Source organism: Psychromonas aquimarina ATCC BAA-1526, from assembly GCF_000428725.1.
In the GTDB taxonomy this organism is placed as follows: domain Bacteria; phylum Pseudomonadota; class Gammaproteobacteria; order Enterobacterales; family Psychromonadaceae; genus Psychromonas; species Psychromonas aquimarina.
Map to the genome: position 1 here is coordinate 1 of NZ_AUAM01000025.1, position 15,347 is coordinate 15,347.

12 protein-coding genes and 1 tRNA gene are annotated in these 15,347 nt (G+C 43.2%); 8 read left to right on the forward strand and 5 right to left on the reverse strand.

From position 1 onward, the window contains the following. Positions 1 to 357: 357 nt before the first annotated feature. Positions 358 to 448: transfer RNA gene (locus G337_RS0110695), tRNA-Ser, on the reverse strand. A 191-nt stretch (positions 449 to 639) separates the two neighbouring features. Between G337_RS0110695 and G337_RS0110700 the strand changes: the two genes are divergently transcribed. Both G337_RS0110700 and G337_RS0110705 read left to right on the forward strand, forming a co-directional pair. Further along, positions 640 to 2,604 (forward strand): exoribonuclease II, encoded by a 1,965-nt coding sequence (locus G337_RS0110700; RefSeq protein WP_028863880.1) that lies wholly within the window; start codon positions 640 to 642, stop codon positions 2,602 to 2,604. A 169-nt stretch (positions 2,605 to 2,773) separates the two neighbouring features. Continuing rightward, positions 2,774 to 5,134 (forward strand): YgiQ family radical SAM protein, encoded by a 2,361-nt coding sequence (locus G337_RS0110705; protein WP_028863881.1) that lies wholly within the window; start codon positions 2,774 to 2,776, stop codon positions 5,132 to 5,134. Positions 5,135 to 5,181: 47 nt separating this feature from the next. Here G337_RS0110705 and recR read toward each other — a convergent pair whose 3' ends face one another. Beyond that, positions 5,182 to 5,784: a recombination mediator RecR gene (gene recR, locus G337_RS0110710; protein ID WP_028863882.1), complete on the reverse strand. Its 603-nt coding sequence runs from the start codon at positions 5,782 to 5,784 to the stop codon at positions 5,182 to 5,184. A gap of 334 nt (positions 5,785 to 6,118) precedes the next feature. Between recR and G337_RS26045 the strand changes: the two genes are divergently transcribed. Continuing rightward, a complete protein-coding gene (locus G337_RS26045) occupies positions 6,119 to 6,943 on the forward strand; it encodes a substrate-binding periplasmic protein (RefSeq protein WP_051303158.1) in 825 nt (274 codons plus the stop codon). 195 nt (positions 6,944 to 7,138) lie between these two features. Here the strand turns inward: G337_RS26045 and G337_RS0110720 are convergent, their stop codons facing one another. Continuing rightward, positions 7,139 to 8,929 (reverse strand): aminopeptidase P family protein, encoded by a 1,791-nt coding sequence (locus G337_RS0110720; protein WP_028863883.1) that lies wholly within the window; start codon positions 8,927 to 8,929, stop codon positions 7,139 to 7,141. A gap of 222 nt (positions 8,930 to 9,151) precedes the next feature. Continuing rightward, the gene (locus G337_RS0110725; RefSeq protein ID WP_028863884.1) at positions 9,152 to 10,051 is read right to left on the reverse strand and encodes a LysR family transcriptional regulator; all 900 of its coding nucleotides are present in this window, start codon (positions 10,049 to 10,051) and stop codon (positions 9,152 to 9,154) included. A 230-nt stretch (positions 10,052 to 10,281) separates the two neighbouring features. On the opposite strand from G337_RS0110725, the gene G337_RS26050 reads away from it, so the two are divergent. The 4 genes from G337_RS26050 (at position 10,282) to trpB (ending at position 13,553) form a co-directional block, all read left to right on the forward strand. Continuing rightward, positions 10,282 to 10,761 (forward strand): VOC family protein, encoded by a 480-nt coding sequence (locus tag G337_RS26050; RefSeq protein WP_037027333.1) that lies wholly within the window; start codon positions 10,282 to 10,284, stop codon positions 10,759 to 10,761. Between the two features lie 72 nt (positions 10,762 to 10,833). Then, positions 10,834 to 11,370, forward strand: a complete 537-nt coding sequence (locus tag G337_RS0110735) for a nuclear transport factor 2 family protein (protein WP_028863885.1) — start codon at positions 10,834 to 10,836, stop codon at positions 11,368 to 11,370. A gap of 109 nt (positions 11,371 to 11,479) precedes the next feature. Then, complete coding sequence (locus G337_RS0110740; RefSeq protein WP_028863886.1) at positions 11,480 to 12,013, forward strand: peroxiredoxin-like family protein; 534 nt, start codon at positions 11,480 to 11,482, stop codon at positions 12,011 to 12,013. 337 nt (positions 12,014 to 12,350) lie between these two features. After that, on the forward strand, positions 12,351 to 13,553 hold the full coding sequence (gene trpB / locus G337_RS0110745; protein ID WP_028863887.1) for a tryptophan synthase subunit beta: 1,203 nt from the start codon (positions 12,351 to 12,353) through the stop codon (positions 13,551 to 13,553). 121 nt (positions 13,554 to 13,674) lie between these two features. Here trpB and G337_RS0110750 read toward each other — a convergent pair whose 3' ends face one another. After that, complete coding sequence (locus G337_RS0110750) at positions 13,675 to 14,136, reverse strand: universal stress protein (protein ID WP_028863888.1); 462 nt, start codon at positions 14,134 to 14,136, stop codon at positions 13,675 to 13,677. Positions 14,137 to 14,503: 367 nt separating this feature from the next. Here G337_RS0110750 and G337_RS0110755 point away from each other — a divergent pair, with 367 nt between their 5' ends. After that, positions 14,504 to 15,184: a DUF3313 domain-containing protein gene (locus G337_RS0110755; RefSeq protein WP_028863889.1), complete on the forward strand. Its 681-nt coding sequence runs from the start codon at positions 14,504 to 14,506 to the stop codon at positions 15,182 to 15,184. The last annotated feature ends 163 nt before the right edge of the window (positions 15,185 to 15,347 follow it).

Sequence of the window (15,347 nt, forward strand, 5' to 3'; positions counted from 1 at the left end):
GGGTAAGCGACGTCGTCGAATGCTGGCTTTTTGAGTGCTAAATAATGCTTCTTCGATCCATTTAGCATCAATAGCGGTCAATACGTTGTCATATGAATCTTTGTTTTCAAATGATTCATAAACTAATTCCATTTCTTGATTAAACAAAAAAAATCCCCAACCTTAAATAAGGTTGAGGATTATGATCTATCTGCAAGATCGTTCAAGTTTTCTTAAACGATCGGCATTACGCTATCAATAGCGGGCTTTTAAATGTGGCTTAGTCGAGGGCTGGGGAGATTCATAATCTCGTGCATATCAAAACTTAGCTTATTTAGAACGAAAAAAGGCCTCTCATATGAGAGGCCTTTTTAAATGTGGCGGAGGAGGAGAGATTTGAACTCTCGGAGAGCTATTAACCCTCGCTGGTTTTCAAGACCAGTGCATTCAGCCGCTCTGCCACCCCTCCGGAACGAGGCGCATAATAAACAAGTTTAAATAAAAAGCCAAGCATTTTTATTAATTTTTCTAATATTTAATGCTTTTATTCATTTGCCTCTTTTATTGCGGTGCGAACACCTTTATATTTGATACTCTCAAATTACAATAATTCGCCATTCTTTAATCGTTTGAGCACTGCATTCATTTAAGGTTTTATTTATGTTTCAAAACAATCCCCTGCTTAGCCAATTAAAAGAACAGATCCAGGAAAATATTCCCAAACGTCAGGGTATTGTCAAAGCAACTGACCGGGGTTATGGTTTTTTAGAAACGGATAAAGGCAAACGCTTTTTTATTCCGCCTAACGAAATGAAAAAAGTGCTTCATGGGGACCGTATTAATGCTTTTATTCGTGAAAACGGCGAAAAACCCACTGCCGAACCAAGTCAGTTAAAAAAGACAGAAACAGATATTTTTGTTGCGCGTTTATCTATTAAACAGCAGCGCATCTCCGTACAGCCGAACAACCCGCTTCTTAAAGGTTTTTTTAAAATTAAAGGCGGCCAGTCTCTGCTTTCTCAGGGGTATCAGGATGGAGACTGGGTTAAAGTTAAACTATTAAATCATGCCTTAGACGGTAAAGGTTTTTTAGCACAGGTCATTGATAAAGTAACCGATGCTAATGACCCGTTTGCATACCGCCTGGTCACTGTTGCAACCCATAATTTACCCAGCAAAGCTCCTGAGTTTGATCATCCCTGGCAGGTTATTGATCCGCAGCTGCCGCGCACGGACTTAACCAAACTGCCCTTTTTCACTATTGACGGCGTTAATACCCAGGATATGGATGACGCACTTTACATTGAAGAAAATGAACAGGGCTGGAAGCTCACTATTGCAATATCAGATCCCTCTGCCTATGTACCTGAAGACAGTGATATGGACAGCGAAGCAAGACGCAGAGCATTTACCCTGTATCTGCCTAATTTTAATGTGCCTATGCTGCCTCGTGATTTAAGTGACAGCCTCTGTTCATTAAAAGAAGGGGAAAAAAGAGCGGTTTTATGCTGCACTATGCAGATTAATAAAGACGGCCAGCTTGAGGGTGAAGCGGAATTTTACGGCGCATGGATGAAATCCCACTACCGCCTTAATTACACCGATGTATCGAACTATCTTGAAAATGATGAACAGGCGCAGTGGAAACCCAATGCTCAGCTGGCGGCACAGTTACAAACACTGGATCAAGCCTCATTAAAACGTCTGCAGTGGCGTTGTGATAATAATGTTGTTTTCAAAAGCCAGCCCGATTACACCCTTAAACTAAACAATAAAGGCGAGGTTTACGAAATTTTATGTGAACCAAGACGCAGTGCCAACCGCCTGGTTGAAGAATCCATGATTGCAGCGAATATCTGCGCCGGTGATTTTTTAGCAAAACATAAACAGCAGGGGGTGTTTAATACCCACTCAGGATTTGCTTCTGACCGCCTGGAAAAAGCAGTGACACTGCTGGCCGAATACGGCATTGAAAGTGATGTGGAGTCCTTATCTACCTTAGCCGGTTATACAAAAATGCGTCAACAGACAAGTCAGCTGCATAACTGTTACCTGGACCACCGCCTGCGTAAACTGCTTGCTTATGCTGATACAAAAAACAACCCGGAAGCGCACTTCACGCTGGGTGTGGATCACTACGCGACCTGGACTTCTCCAATCCGCAAATACGGTGATTTAATTAACCACAGATTAATAAAATCTGTACTGCTCAACCAGGCGCATAACGATGTCGATAACGAAATTGGTGTACAGCTTAATGATGCACGTAAGCTGCAGCGCCTTGCCGAACGAGATGTAAATAACCTGCTTTACAGTCAGTATCTTAAAGATCAGGAAAACTCTAACTGGCGCTATAAGGCGGAAATCTTTGATATTGTTAAAGCCGGTCTTCGTGTACGGGTTCAAGAAAACGGTGCAACTTTCTTTATTCCATGCAGTTTATTATGCAAAGACAGCAAAGATGCAAAACAGATTGACTGTAACCGAGAATTAGGAAAAGTCATTGTTGCAGAGCAGACTGAGATGCAGCTTGGTGATGTGATCGATGTGATGCTTAATAATGTCAAAGTCGAAAGCGGCCAGTTAATCGGCAGGCTTGCAGATCCCCTTATTATTTCAGAGTAATATAATCCCTAATCAGCCGGACAAGTTGATTTTATGACTTGTCCGGATCATTAAATTCATACACTTATTATTCCACATATTATTCGCGGTTAAGAAAGCATCGCAGATAATTATTTCTTCTGTATAATCCGCCCTCTTTCCCCTATAAAAAGCAAGTTAGGTTATTACAATGAGCGTTGATTTATTACAAGCTGAAAGACCCCTTTTCTCATATCCACAATACCAAGCAAGGTCTGAAAAAGCAGCGCCGTTTTTACCTATGTCCCGCAAAGAGATGAAAAAACTCGGCTGGGACAGCTGCGACATTATCTTAGTGGTGGGTGACGCTTATGTCGATCATCCCAGTTTCGGTATGGCTATTATCGGCCGCACATTAGAAGCACAGGGTTACCGTGTGGGCATTATTGCCCAGCCTGACTGGCACAGCAAAGATGCCTTTATGAAGCTGGGTAAACCGAATCTGTTTTTCGGCGTCTCTGCCGGTAATATGGACTCGATGATCAACCGTTATACCGCTGAACGCCGTATACGCCACGATGATGCTTATACCCCAGATAATGAGGGCGGAAAACGTCCGGATCGTGCCGTACTTGCCTATACGCAGCGCTGTAAAGAAGCTTATAAATCAGTACCTGTGGTTATCGGCGGTATTGAAGCAAGCTTACGCCGCATTGCTCATTATGATTACTGGTCAGATAAAGTGCGCCGTTCAGTGCTTCTTGATGCTAAAGCCGATATTCTATTATACGGTAATGCTGAACGACCATTATTAGAAGTTGCCCACCGTTTGTCACAGGGCGAGTCGATCAAAGATCTCAGCGAGATCCGCGGCACTGCTGTTTTATGTAAAGAAGCACTGCCGAACTGGAAAGGTATTGACTCACGTAAAGTGGATCAGACAGGCAAAATAGATCCGATTATCAGCCCCTATGCAGATATTAATGTAAGCTGTGCAACACAAAAACTGGCAGATCCGTCATTAAATGAAACACCAGCCCAAAATGAAGATCCGGCACAGGCCATTACTATTCAGCCGGCTATGGCGAAAGCTAAAAAACTCAATCCCTGGGAAAAAACTTATATCCAGCTGCCGAGTTATGAAAAAGTCAGTAAAGATAAAGTACTTTACGCGCATGCTTCGCGCATTATGCATCAGGAAACAAACCCGGGCTGTGCACGTGCCTTAGCGCAGTTTCACGGCGAACGTTTAGTGTGGATCAACCCGCCTGCTTATCCGCTGACCACCGAAGAGATCGACAGCGTCTTTGCTTTACCTTTTCAGCGTATACCGCATCCGGCTTACGGCGATGCCAAAATACCCGCTTACGATATGATCCGTTTTTCTATCAACATTATGCGCGGCTGTTTCGGCGGCTGTACATTCTGCTCGATCACCGAGCATGAAGGCCGGGTAATACAAAGCCGTTCGGAAGACTCGATTATTAAAGAGATAGAAACTATCCGCGATAAAGTACCTGGATTTACCGGTGTTATTTCCGACCTGGGCGGCCCGACAGCTAATATGTACCGTCTGAAATGTAAGAGTCCGAAGGCTGAACAGACCTGCCGCCGTTTAAGCTGTGTATTCCCTGAAATCTGCCATCATATGAATACCGACCATGAACATACCATCAACCTATACAGACGCGCGCGTAAGCTGTCCGGTATTAAAAAGATATTAATTGCCTCAGGGGTCCGTTACGACATCGCCGTGGAAGATCCGCGTTACGTTAGAGAACTGATCGAGCACCATGTCGGCGGTTACCTTAAAATAGCACCGGAGCATACCGAAAAAGGTCCGCTGGATAAAATGATGAAACCGGGTATGGGTACCTATGAAACATTTAAAGCTATGTTTGAAAAGTATTCAAAAGCAGCCGGTAAAAAACAGTATTTGATCCCTTATTTTATCTCTGCGCATCCCGGCACCACAGATAAAGATATGATCAACCTTGCTCTATGGTTAAAGAGTAATAATTTTAAACTGGATCAGGTGCAGAACTTTTATCCGTCGCCGCTGGCTAATGCCACCACAATGTACCATTCAGAGAAAAATCCTCTGCATAAAATCAGTAAGGACAGTGAAGAGGTATTCACAGCAAAAGGCGGACGTCAGCGGAAGATTCATAAAGCCATTCTGCGCTATCATGTGCCGGAAAACTGGCCGTTAATTCGTGAGACGTTGAAAAAATTAGGTTTAGCACGAAAACTAATTGGTAAAGGGCCAAACCACTTAGTACCTCCTGAGTCGCGTAATGAAAAACAGGGAACGACGGCCCAGGGTAAGTTTACAACGAATAATAAACCCGCACAGCGTGCAGTCACAAGGCACAGCGGCTCGGCGCAGTTTAAAAACAGCGGCACCGGCAAAGCAGTTAAACAGGAAAGCGGCAAGCCGGGCAGACCCGGAACTAATAAAACAGCTAAACCCGGCAGCAGTAAAGCGGTAAAACTAGGAGCCGGAAAACCGCAGAGAGGCGGGGTAAAAAAAGCAGGAAAGTTTACCACTAACAATAAAAAACCAAGATAGCTCGCAGCATATATGCTATTACACTGGGCGCTTAACAGCGCCCTTTTTTATTTTATAACTGAACGACCTGAGAAGGAATGTGACAGTGTTGTACTGTCGACAAACTCCAGTTCTCCGCCAACCGGCACGCCATGTGCAATTCTGCTTACTTGAATAGAATATTTTTTAGCAATCTCGGCAATATAATAAGCGGTCGCCTCACCTTCAACGGTCGGGTTGGTCGCTAAAATTATTTCATTAATATTACCTGCGGCAAGCTGGCTTTCCAGCAGGGTCAGACCTAACTGTTCAGGGCCAATTCCGTCAAGAGGAGACAGGTGCCCCATCAAAACAAAATAGGTACCGGAGAACAACGCAGTCTGTTCAATCGCCAGGACATCAACGGGCATCTCAACAATGCAGATACTGCCGTTGTTTTTGCGTTTCTCATTGCTGCAGATTTCACAATAATCCAGTTCAGTAAAAGTACGGCACTGCTGACAATGTCCAATCTCATTAACAGCCCGTTCCAGTACATTACTAAGTTTTAATGCACCCTGACGATTCTTATCTAAAAGATGGTAAACCATACGCTGCGCAGACTTAGGGCCGACGCTCGGCAGGCACTGCAGTGCCTGCATTAATTCATCAAGTAGGGAGTTTGAGCTCATAGTTATTTCTTTTTATATAAATTGAAACGCTAAACAGCGAGGTTATCCAGTTTTTTGACTGACAGTTAAAACAGGCATAGTACATTAAATCGCACTCTTTTAACTATTTTTTTACCCGCAATTTAATTGTGGAAACAGCACTGTTTTTCATTCTTACAGACAAATAATTATTCTCCTCAAATCCCCTTGCCCGTAGAGAACTCACAAGTAAAACATAAATCAGCCCCTTTAAGCGCTAATGCACAACAAATGCTAAGCTGAAGATATATAACCTAAGAAGCTGACAATATCATTTAGGATCAGCAGCAAAACCGATGATGCAGGAAAGTAATCAATGAGAATATTATACAGCTGTTTAATATTATTAAGTTTATTTTCAATAGTGAGCTTATCTCAGCCCGCAGCTTTGAACGGCGAAGCAGTCATCTTCTGCGTAGAAGAAGGTGAATGGCCGCCTTTTAATTATACTAAGCGAGTAAATGAGCAGAAAACGTCAGAAACGCTAGGATACGATATCGACGTGATTAATATGATATTTTCAGAATACGGGATTAAGGCAGAGTTTGTCGTCATGCCCTGGAAACGCTGCCTGCTGCGCACCCGGAAAGGTGTTTACCAGGCGGTGCCCAGCGCATCAAGCAGCCCGCAAAGAGAAAAAGACTACCTTCTATCAGAAGCCTATTACACTATAACCCCGAGCTATTTTTATCTAAAGAAAAAATACCCGCATGGTTTAGCCATAAAAAATGCTTCTGAGCTGAAAAAACAGGGCAAGATCTGCGGCCGTCACGGATATAACTACGTAAATTTCGGGCTCAAAAACGACGATGTGTGCATGGGCTCTAGAACTTATAAAAGCCTTGTTGATATGACTTTAAAAGGACGATGCGATATTTTTCTGGCCAGATACGAGACATTTCTGGGATTGTCTTACATTGGGCAGGATTTTATCTCTGACAGGCGTTTCGGCCATGCGCCTATACCTAATGTCGAGCCGGAAAAATTCTATATAATGATTTCCAGAAATTTTAAGTATGCACAGGAGCTCAAAGCTATTATTGATTCCGGCATATTGAAATTAAAAAGCTCGGGTAAACTGCAGAGCACATTTAAAAAATACGTCCCCTCCCGCAACGGTTCAAGTGAATTAAACAATTGAGGGAGTTATACCATTCCGCCTAATTATCTAATCAAACCTGCTGGTTAAAATGCATGTTAACTGCGTTGTTTTCAATCCCAATAGCTAGCTATTGCTCAATCAAACGCCTTGCTGTCATGCATTTTTCCAGCGCAATTTCAGACCATTTAATTAAGCGGAATGGTATTAAAACTCTGCAGCAGTTTAAGTTGAAATTTAGATGCTTTGCGTTGCTTTTTCTAACCAGATCAGATCAGTTCCGCTTAATAACGGAGATATTTTTTCCTTAACCTGGGCATGGTAATCGTTGATCCAGTTAACTTCGTCACTGGTCAGTAAGGAGTGTTCGATAAGACGTAAGTCAAAAGGAACCAGTGTTAATGTTTCAAACTGATAGAAGGTTTTACCGTCCTGCCCCTTGTTTTTATCTACCACGTAGATAAGGTTTTCACAGCGGATCCCGTATTCATCCTGTTTGTAGTAACCGGGCTCGTTAGATACTACCATTCCCGGCTCTAATGCCACGCCGACTGAGTTTTTAGCGATCCGCTGCGGGCCTTCGTGTACATTAAGAAAGCAGCCTACACCGTGCCCCGTTCCATGGTCATAATCATAACCCTGCTGCCATAGGAATTGACGTGCAAGTGAATCCAGCTGACCACCGTTAGTACCGGCAGGGAACTTCATCTGCGCTAATGCGATATGACCTTTTAAAACCAGTGTGAACATTCTTTTATGTTCATCGGATGCTTTGCCGACTGCGACTGTACGTGTAATGTCTGTGGTGCCGTCCAGATATTGAGCACCAGAATCCACCAGATAGATACTGTCCATCGGCAGCTGTGCAGGAGTACCGTTCATATGATTGTAATGACACATTGCCGCATTTGCACCGGCCGCTGAAATAGTATCAAAACTCAATTCTACATAATGTTCATTAGCTGCTCTAAAAGTCATTAATTTATCTGATAAGAATGCTTCATCATGCAGATTTCCCTGTGCCACTTCATTTTCTAACCAGGCAAGAAAGCGTACTTCTGACGCGCCGTCACGGATATGTGCCTGCTGCATGCCTGCTAGTTCAGTACTGTTTTTACAGGCTTTTGCTATGGCGGCCGGATCGCGGCCGGGGATAAGTGTCGCACCGGCGGCTTCTGCGGTTAACTGACAGAATGCGTTGGATGCTTCTGCATCTGCAAGTATTTTTAAACCTTGCTCACCCAGTGCTTGATAAGCGGCGGCGGCTTGTGATTCTGCGGCTAATGTAACCCCTTCACCAACGTGTGCATCAAAACCTGCCGGGATTTTAGCCGCATCAGTAAAAAAGGTCATTGAGCCGTCTTTCATTAATAGTGCACTGCCTAAAATAACACAGAAACAGTGAATATCTTTACCACGGATATTCAGCAGCCAGGCAATAGAATCAAGTGCGCTGATAATGGCGGCATCAGCACCTTGTTCAGCAATCTCGGCCCCGATTTTCTGGCGTTTGTCGAAGCTGCAGAGACCGGTATATTTCCGCTCTAGCAATAATCCTGTGTTTTGAGTCGGCAGCGGGCGATCTGTCCAGCTGAGATCTACTGGGTTCTGCTCTACTGCCACAAGATTTATCTGTTTTTCAGAAAGGGTTTTAACACTGCTTTTATACCAGTTTAAGTTATGTACTTTGGCATCAAAACCAACATTTGCACCGGCTGCAAGCTGTTCACTCAACCACGTCATATGCGGTGTATCAACAAGATGGTAAAACTCGAAGCACTCAGCATTAACCTGCTGTTTAACCTGGATGGTATAACGGCCGTCGGTAAAAACAGCTGCACGGTCTTTTAAAATAATAACTGTACCGGCTGAGCCGGTGAAATCACTGCACCACAGTAAACGCTGATTATGTTTAGGAACATATTCACCCAGATATTCATCGGCACGGGGGACAATGAATGCGTCCAGATCTGCGGCCTGCATATGCTGGCGAATAGCGTGAAGTTTTTGTTCGATTCTCTGAGTCATAGTTGTTCCGTATTTGTATGCAGAAAAAGAGACAGCAGAAGTCTCTTTTTCTTATCGAATTGTAATGCTACTGTACCGTAAATTTGCCCGTATTTTTAGATCTATCTGCAAATTATTCAAGGTCTTATCTACCCTGAATCGAGCTAGAAAATACAAATCAGCGGGCAAATTTTTTACTACAACAATTGCCTGTTAATCTGCTGCTGACAAGATTTAGAATACTTACATAAGCATTGGGTTTTCGGCTAAATTTTTCTTTAAAAAATCTACAAAGCACCTCACTTTAAGCGGCACATACCTGTTCTGCGGGTAAATAGCATTAAGCGGTATTGAAGCGGCTGTGTAGTCCGTCAGGATTTGCGTTAAACGACCATTATTAAGATATTCATGCACCATCCACACAGGTAATTGTGTAATGCCCACGCCGGCAAGCGCCGCCTCCAGATTAGTATCGCCGTTGTTACTTTGAAAACTCCCTTTGACCTGCACAGTAATATTCTCCCCTTTACTGGAAAAGTGCCATATATTCACAGAGCTTAACAAAGAGTAAACAATACAGTTATGATGCGCTAAATCTTCCGGTTTGGCAGGTCTTCCATGCACCTGGAGGTAATCCGGTGATGCAACCAATAACATAGGATTATCAAACAGATGACGAGCAACCAGCGACGAGTCTTCGAGTTTTTTAGCGCGAACTGCCACATCTATGCCGTCAGCAATAAGATCAACATGGGCATCAGCGGCGACTATCTCAACTTTGATCTCCGGATACTGATCGATAAAGGTTTTTATCAATGGAGCTATCACTAACCGCGCAATAGCAATAGGCGCGGCGATCCTGAGAATACCTTTGGGCAAAGCGGTTTGTGAACGCGCATCAGCATCCGCTTCATCCAGCTCCATCAAAATGGCGATACATTTTTCATAATATACGCGCCCCGTTTCAGTCAGCGAAAGCTCGCGGCTGCTGCGGACTAACAACTTAACTCCAAGCAATGTTTCGAGTCCGGCAACTCTTTTACTAATGGTTGCCTGACTGCTGCTTTGCTCCCGCCCCGCTGATGAAAAACTTCCCGTCTGTACGACTCTTACAAAGGTCCGCATTGCTGCTAACTGATCCATAACCCCTCATGCATTCACATCTTGAATAGATACTATTCAATCTAGCATAGTTCTATTCACTTTGTTTAGGTAATACTATTCCTGTCATCGCAGAACAGCAGTCGTTAAGCAGGCACAATAAGCTGTTAATCATTTTACACAAACAATAAATACTGACGGTAAAAAAATTAAGTGGTGTTCAGATATCTGCACGGCACCACAATTACAACATAAGACAAAGGATCTCAATTATGATTACTGGATTTAAAAAAACTGCACATATAGGAATTACAGTTCCTGATATACAAGAGGCAGCGGCATTCTTTACGGAAATCTTTGATGGCAAAGTTATCGGCGAAGGTTATAACTTTCAGTCTGAAGACAACTGGATGAAAGATCAACTGGATGTTCACCCAAGAACCAGGATCGATAAAATACAGATGATTCAGCTTCCTGATGACTCAGTTATTGAATTATTTCAATACCAAAGTCAGGATCAAAATACAGTTTATCCCAAAAACAGTGATATCGGCGGACATCATATATCTTTCGAAGTAGAGAATATTATAGAAGCTATTGCATACCTAAAAGAAAAAAACATCGAAGTTTTAGGTGATTATACTTACAACGCTCCTTCCTGGGAAAATATAAACGGCACTAAAGAAGGCATGAAATGGGTGTTTTTTAAGACGCCATGGGGTCTAAGCCTAGAACTCTCTGAGGCTAAATAAAACAAATGCCAGTACCTGTCGCTAAGCGACTGAAATAACCAGTTAATATTGAAAACTTAAAAGGATAATCCCATGGATATGCAGCAAAAACTACAGCAGTTATTAGATAAACAAGAACTGACCGAACTTATGTACAAATTTGCCCGCGCCCTGGATCGGGTGGATGGCGTCCTGATGAAATCGACCTATTGGGAAGATGCTGTAGAAGAGCACCAGGATCCAATCTTCCCTGATCTATTCTTCTATAACGACAATGCTCATAAGTTTGTTGATCCGGCAATGGAAGGGTTTAAAGCACTTAAAACTACTCAGCACCGAATCAGCAATGCACTGATTGAGATCGACGGTGATAGTGCAGCGGCAGAATGTTACGTTTGGGCCTATCACGTTCATGAAGAGGACGGAATCGACAAAGAAGGCATTTTAGGCGGCCGTCATCACTTCAGATTCGAACGTCGTAATAACGAGTGGAAAATCAAGCATCGCTCAACCGTGTTCGACTGGAATCAGAATCAAAATGCAACGGCAGTCTGGGCTGAAAATTACAGCGACAAGCTCCGCGGCAAGCGCAATAAAACAGATGACAGCTATAATTACATCAGCATTTAAACATTACTCTAGCAGGCAGTTTTTGTAAAAATCAGTTTTCATTTTGTACAAACTGCCTAAACAGTACCCGTAATTATTTAATATCAATATGGCAACTAAGGATTATTCAATGACAAGCAACAAATTCAAAGCTGGAGATATCTTTCCACCTTTTGAGCTTGCAGCTGTAAACGGCGGCAAAATCGCGTTAGGCAAACCACAAACCGGCAGCGACTGGAAGATGGTGATTGTCTATCGCGGTAAACACTGTCCGTTATGTACCCGCTATCTCAATGAAGTTGAAAAACTTAAAGACGAATTTCTGGCACTCGGTGTCGATATTGCAGCAGTATCGGCCGACAGCGAAGTTCAGGCAACAGCTCATATGGAAAAACTAACCGTTACTTACCCGGTAGCCTACGGTTTGAGCGTAACACAGATGCAGCAGCTGGGGCTTTATATCTCCAACCCGCGCTCAGCTCAGGAAACCGATCACCCTTTTGCCGAGCCAGGTCTGTTTGTTATTAACGATAAGGGGCAGGTACAAATAGTCGACATTTCAAACGGTCCCTTTGTTCGACCTGAGCTTGGTATTTTACTTTCTGGAATTGCTTTTATCCAAAACCCGGAGAATAATTACCCGATCCGAGGAACTTACGAGTAAAGTCAATAAACCGCGTATTGTACTGAAGTGTTGAAGAACAAAATTTGAGGCGGCCAAAGGTTTAAAACCTTAAGCAGCTGGTTCAGTTTAAATCAATATGCGGATATCCCCCGCACCCTATCTCTAATTTTCAACGTTTACGGCTGTTCATACTTTTGTCAGCCGCGCTCATCCAGAACGACACCTGACTATATTCATTTAAGCAGCGGTTTCCCTTCGACTTCATAGTTATAGTAATTGTAGTTGGCCTATCTTTGACATATATTGAACGGGTGTATCAAAAACGAAGCCAATTAATGTCAAAGTAGCAGTAAATTCAAAAGTATAGAGAGGTCCTATGAGCAAGTTCGAATTCGCCCCCATGCCTGATAATCAAGGTTTCTTTGGAGAATATGGTGGTCAGATTATTCCGCCTGAGCTGAAGAGTGCGATGGATGCAATTAATCAAGCCTACGAAGAGATTCGACAAACTCAAGGCTTCCAGGATGAGCTGATGCAGCTGTTCCAGGACTATGTCGGCCGCCCAAGTCCAATCTATCATGCTAAACGCCTTAGCGATAAACTCGGCGGAGCACAAATCTACCTCAAGCGTGAAGACCTTAACCACACAGGTGCTCACAAGATCAATCACTGCCTTGGTGAAGCTTTACTCGCCAAATATATGAACAAGAAAAAGGTGATTGCCGAAACCGGTGCCGGCCAGCATGGTGTCGCACTTGCTACCGCCTGCGCCTTAGTGGGTATCCCTTGTGAAATCCATATGGGTCAGGTCGATATAGAAAAAGAGCACCCTAATGTCACTAAGATGAAAATATTAGGCTGTAAGCTGGTTGCCGTCACCCAAGGTACTGCCACCTTAAAAGATGCCGTCGACAGTGCCTTTGTGGAGTACCTTAAGAATCCAGCAGATTATCTTTATGCCATCGGCTCTGTCGTTGGTCCTCACCCTTTCCCTAAAATGGTGCGGGACTTCCAAAGCATTATCGGCCGTGAAGCCAGAGAGCAGTTCCAGCAAAAATTCAATAAACTTCCCGATATCATCACTGCCTGTGTCGGCGGCGGCTCAAACGCCATCGGTCTGTTCACTGCATTTCTAGATGACTGCGAGGTGAAAATCGTCGGCGTTGAACCTGCCGGTAAAGGGCTCGATACCAGCGAGCACTCTGCTACCCTCACTTTAGGCTCACCAGGCGCCATTCATGGTTTTAAATGCTATCTGCTGCAGGATGATGCGGGAGAGCCGCTGCCGGTTCACTCAATCGCCTCAGGCTTAGATTATCCGGGAGTGGGTCCTCAGCACTGTTACCTGAAAGATATTGAACGTGCTGACTACGACTCTGTAACCGATGAAGAGTGCTTAAATGCCTTTATGACACTGTCGCAGGTAGAAGGCATTATTCCGGCTCTTGAGAGTGCCCACGCCGTAGCCTGGGCTATGCGCGAAGCCGGCAGCCTGCCGAAAGATAAGCAGATCTTAGTCAATCTGTCTGGCCGAGGTGATAAAGACGCCGACTATGTTGCCGACAAACTAGGCCTGTAAAAGCTGCCCTTAAAAGGGTCAAGTATTCACTTTCTCCCTTGCTGTTTTCCATTTAAGCCATTAGCAGATCTTTAGTTTTGAACTAAAGATCTGCTCCTGACGATGTACGGCTGTTTAATTCTCACTTATCAAGCTGAACAAGCAGCAGGTCAGTATCAGGTGTACTTATCAGCTGACGTACTGAAGAGAGCAGATTTCTCCAGAAGTCATGATGGTGTCCACAAACTAATAGATCAATGTCCAGCTCTTTCACTGCTAATTTTACTTCATTGTTCAAATCCCCCATTACAGCCAGGGTATTTGATACCGGATAATCAGCCTGCTCAGCTAATGCCTGCAGCTCCTCTTTAAATATCGCACTTTTTTCATCTACAGCTACTATTTTTGGAACTACCGAGCCAAGAGCCGCATTACTTACACCTCCTGCATTACTTAATCCCATATAATTAGTAACATAATTAGAATCAGCATAAATAAATGAAAGTTTAGCAGTACTTTTTTCAGCTAATGACACCGCCCTGCTGATCACTATTTCGCTGGATTTAGATAAATCGACAGCGACTAATATATGCTTATAGTCCATAGCTTTTCTCCCAGTTAACTGTCTCATTAATAAGCCTAGCACCAGTGATGTGGTTTTAATTTATGAGTAGCCTCCGACTGATCTAGATCAATATTTAATGTAAATAGAGATGTAGGGAGGAAAACAGCAAGTGTGAGCATATTTTATATCTGGGGAACTGTGGTTGTCGTGAATGCTTTTGATTGAGAAAGAAAAACATAACTCAATAAAAAAGTGAATTTGCCAATAATTCGGCAATAACAGAATTGAAGCAGGACTTGAATAAATTAAAGTCTTATTAACATATCACTAAGTAAGCAAATGTATCGGTTTCTCTTTAATTAAAGTACAATATACTTTATATAATAAAATTAACAGGACTGCTTTAATGATTTTTAACTTTCTACGTTTAGTCATCGTTTCATTTACTGCTTTATTCATATTTGGTTGTGCGGGCGGAAAATTACAACATGCAGCTAAATTTACTTCTTACCAGGATTTTCAAGCAGGGCCGGAAGGCGGGGTCGATTTAGTATGGGCTCGTATAGGATTGAGATCCCCTGAAAGAATAAAAGCAAAATTTGATGAGTACGACAGCGTCATTATTGACCGCGTGTATGTTTTAGTCGATGAATCAGAGTTAGAAGATGATCAAATTAATGAGCTCACAGAATATATGGTGACTCGTTTAGAAGATAAAATATCAGCAGCGAAAAGAATCGTAAATGAACCAAGTAACAAGACACTTCGATTGAGTATTGCTGTCAGTAATGTAGAAACACCTAATCCCATCCTTGCAGTAACCAGCAGTATACTGCCTGTCGGTTTGGGGATTTCTACCATCGCAAAGATTACAACTGGCGAACATACTAACGTAGGCAGCGCCACAATCGAACTTTTGGTCAGTGATTCTATGACAGATAAACCTTTTATTGCAGCCATCGACCGACAGACTGGAAATAAAGATCTGGGCACAATGATTGATTCCTTAGACGATGCAAAAGATGCCGTCAACTGGTGGGTAGATCGTTTAGGTGTAACTCTCAAACAATGGAAAAAGCCGGATTAATACGGTAGAAAAAATAATACTCTCGCAAGCGAGTCAGATAAATTTATTACGGCACGGTGTTCGAGTAGAGAATCTGTCTCGATTTGTGCTTGTGCCCTCTAGTATCATAGAAAACAGACCAGCTAAGGGCCTCCCTGATCCTATTTGGATATTTGGAGATAAG

What these genes read in the sequence shown, in the direction of transcription:
- G337_RS26050 (WP_037027333.1), top strand. Translation starts at nt 10,282, where the DNA reads ATGATTACTGGATTTAAAAAAACTGCACATATAGGAATTACAGTTCCT.
- G337_RS0110750 (WP_028863888.1), bottom strand. Translation starts at nt 14,136, where the DNA reads ATGGACTATAAGCATATATTAGTCGCTGTCGATTTATCTAAATCCAGC.
- G337_RS0110755 (WP_028863889.1), top strand. Translation starts at nt 14,504, where the DNA reads ATGATTTTTAACTTTCTACGTTTAGTCATCGTTTCATTTACTGCTTTA.
- G337_RS26045 (WP_051303158.1), top strand. Translation starts at nt 6,119, where the DNA reads ATGAGAATATTATACAGCTGTTTAATATTATTAAGTTTATTTTCAATA.
- trpB (WP_028863887.1), top strand. Translation starts at nt 12,351, where the DNA reads ATGAGCAAGTTCGAATTCGCCCCCATGCCTGATAATCAAGGTTTCTTT.
- G337_RS0110725 (WP_028863884.1), bottom strand. Translation starts at nt 10,051, where the DNA reads ATGGATCAGTTAGCAGCAATGCGGACCTTTGTAAGAGTCGTACAGACG.
- G337_RS0110705 (WP_028863881.1), top strand. Translation starts at nt 2,774, where the DNA reads ATGAGCGTTGATTTATTACAAGCTGAAAGACCCCTTTTCTCATATCCA.
- G337_RS0110735 (WP_028863885.1), top strand. Translation starts at nt 10,834, where the DNA reads ATGGATATGCAGCAAAAACTACAGCAGTTATTAGATAAACAAGAACTG.
- G337_RS0110720 (WP_028863883.1), bottom strand. Translation starts at nt 8,929, where the DNA reads ATGACTCAGAGAATCGAACAAAAACTTCACGCTATTCGCCAGCATATG.
- G337_RS0110700 (WP_028863880.1), top strand. Translation starts at nt 640, where the DNA reads ATGTTTCAAAACAATCCCCTGCTTAGCCAATTAAAAGAACAGATCCAG.
- recR (WP_028863882.1), bottom strand. Translation starts at nt 5,784, where the DNA reads ATGAGCTCAAACTCCCTACTTGATGAATTAATGCAGGCACTGCAGTGC.
- G337_RS0110740 (WP_028863886.1), top strand. Translation starts at nt 11,480, where the DNA reads ATGACAAGCAACAAATTCAAAGCTGGAGATATCTTTCCACCTTTTGAG.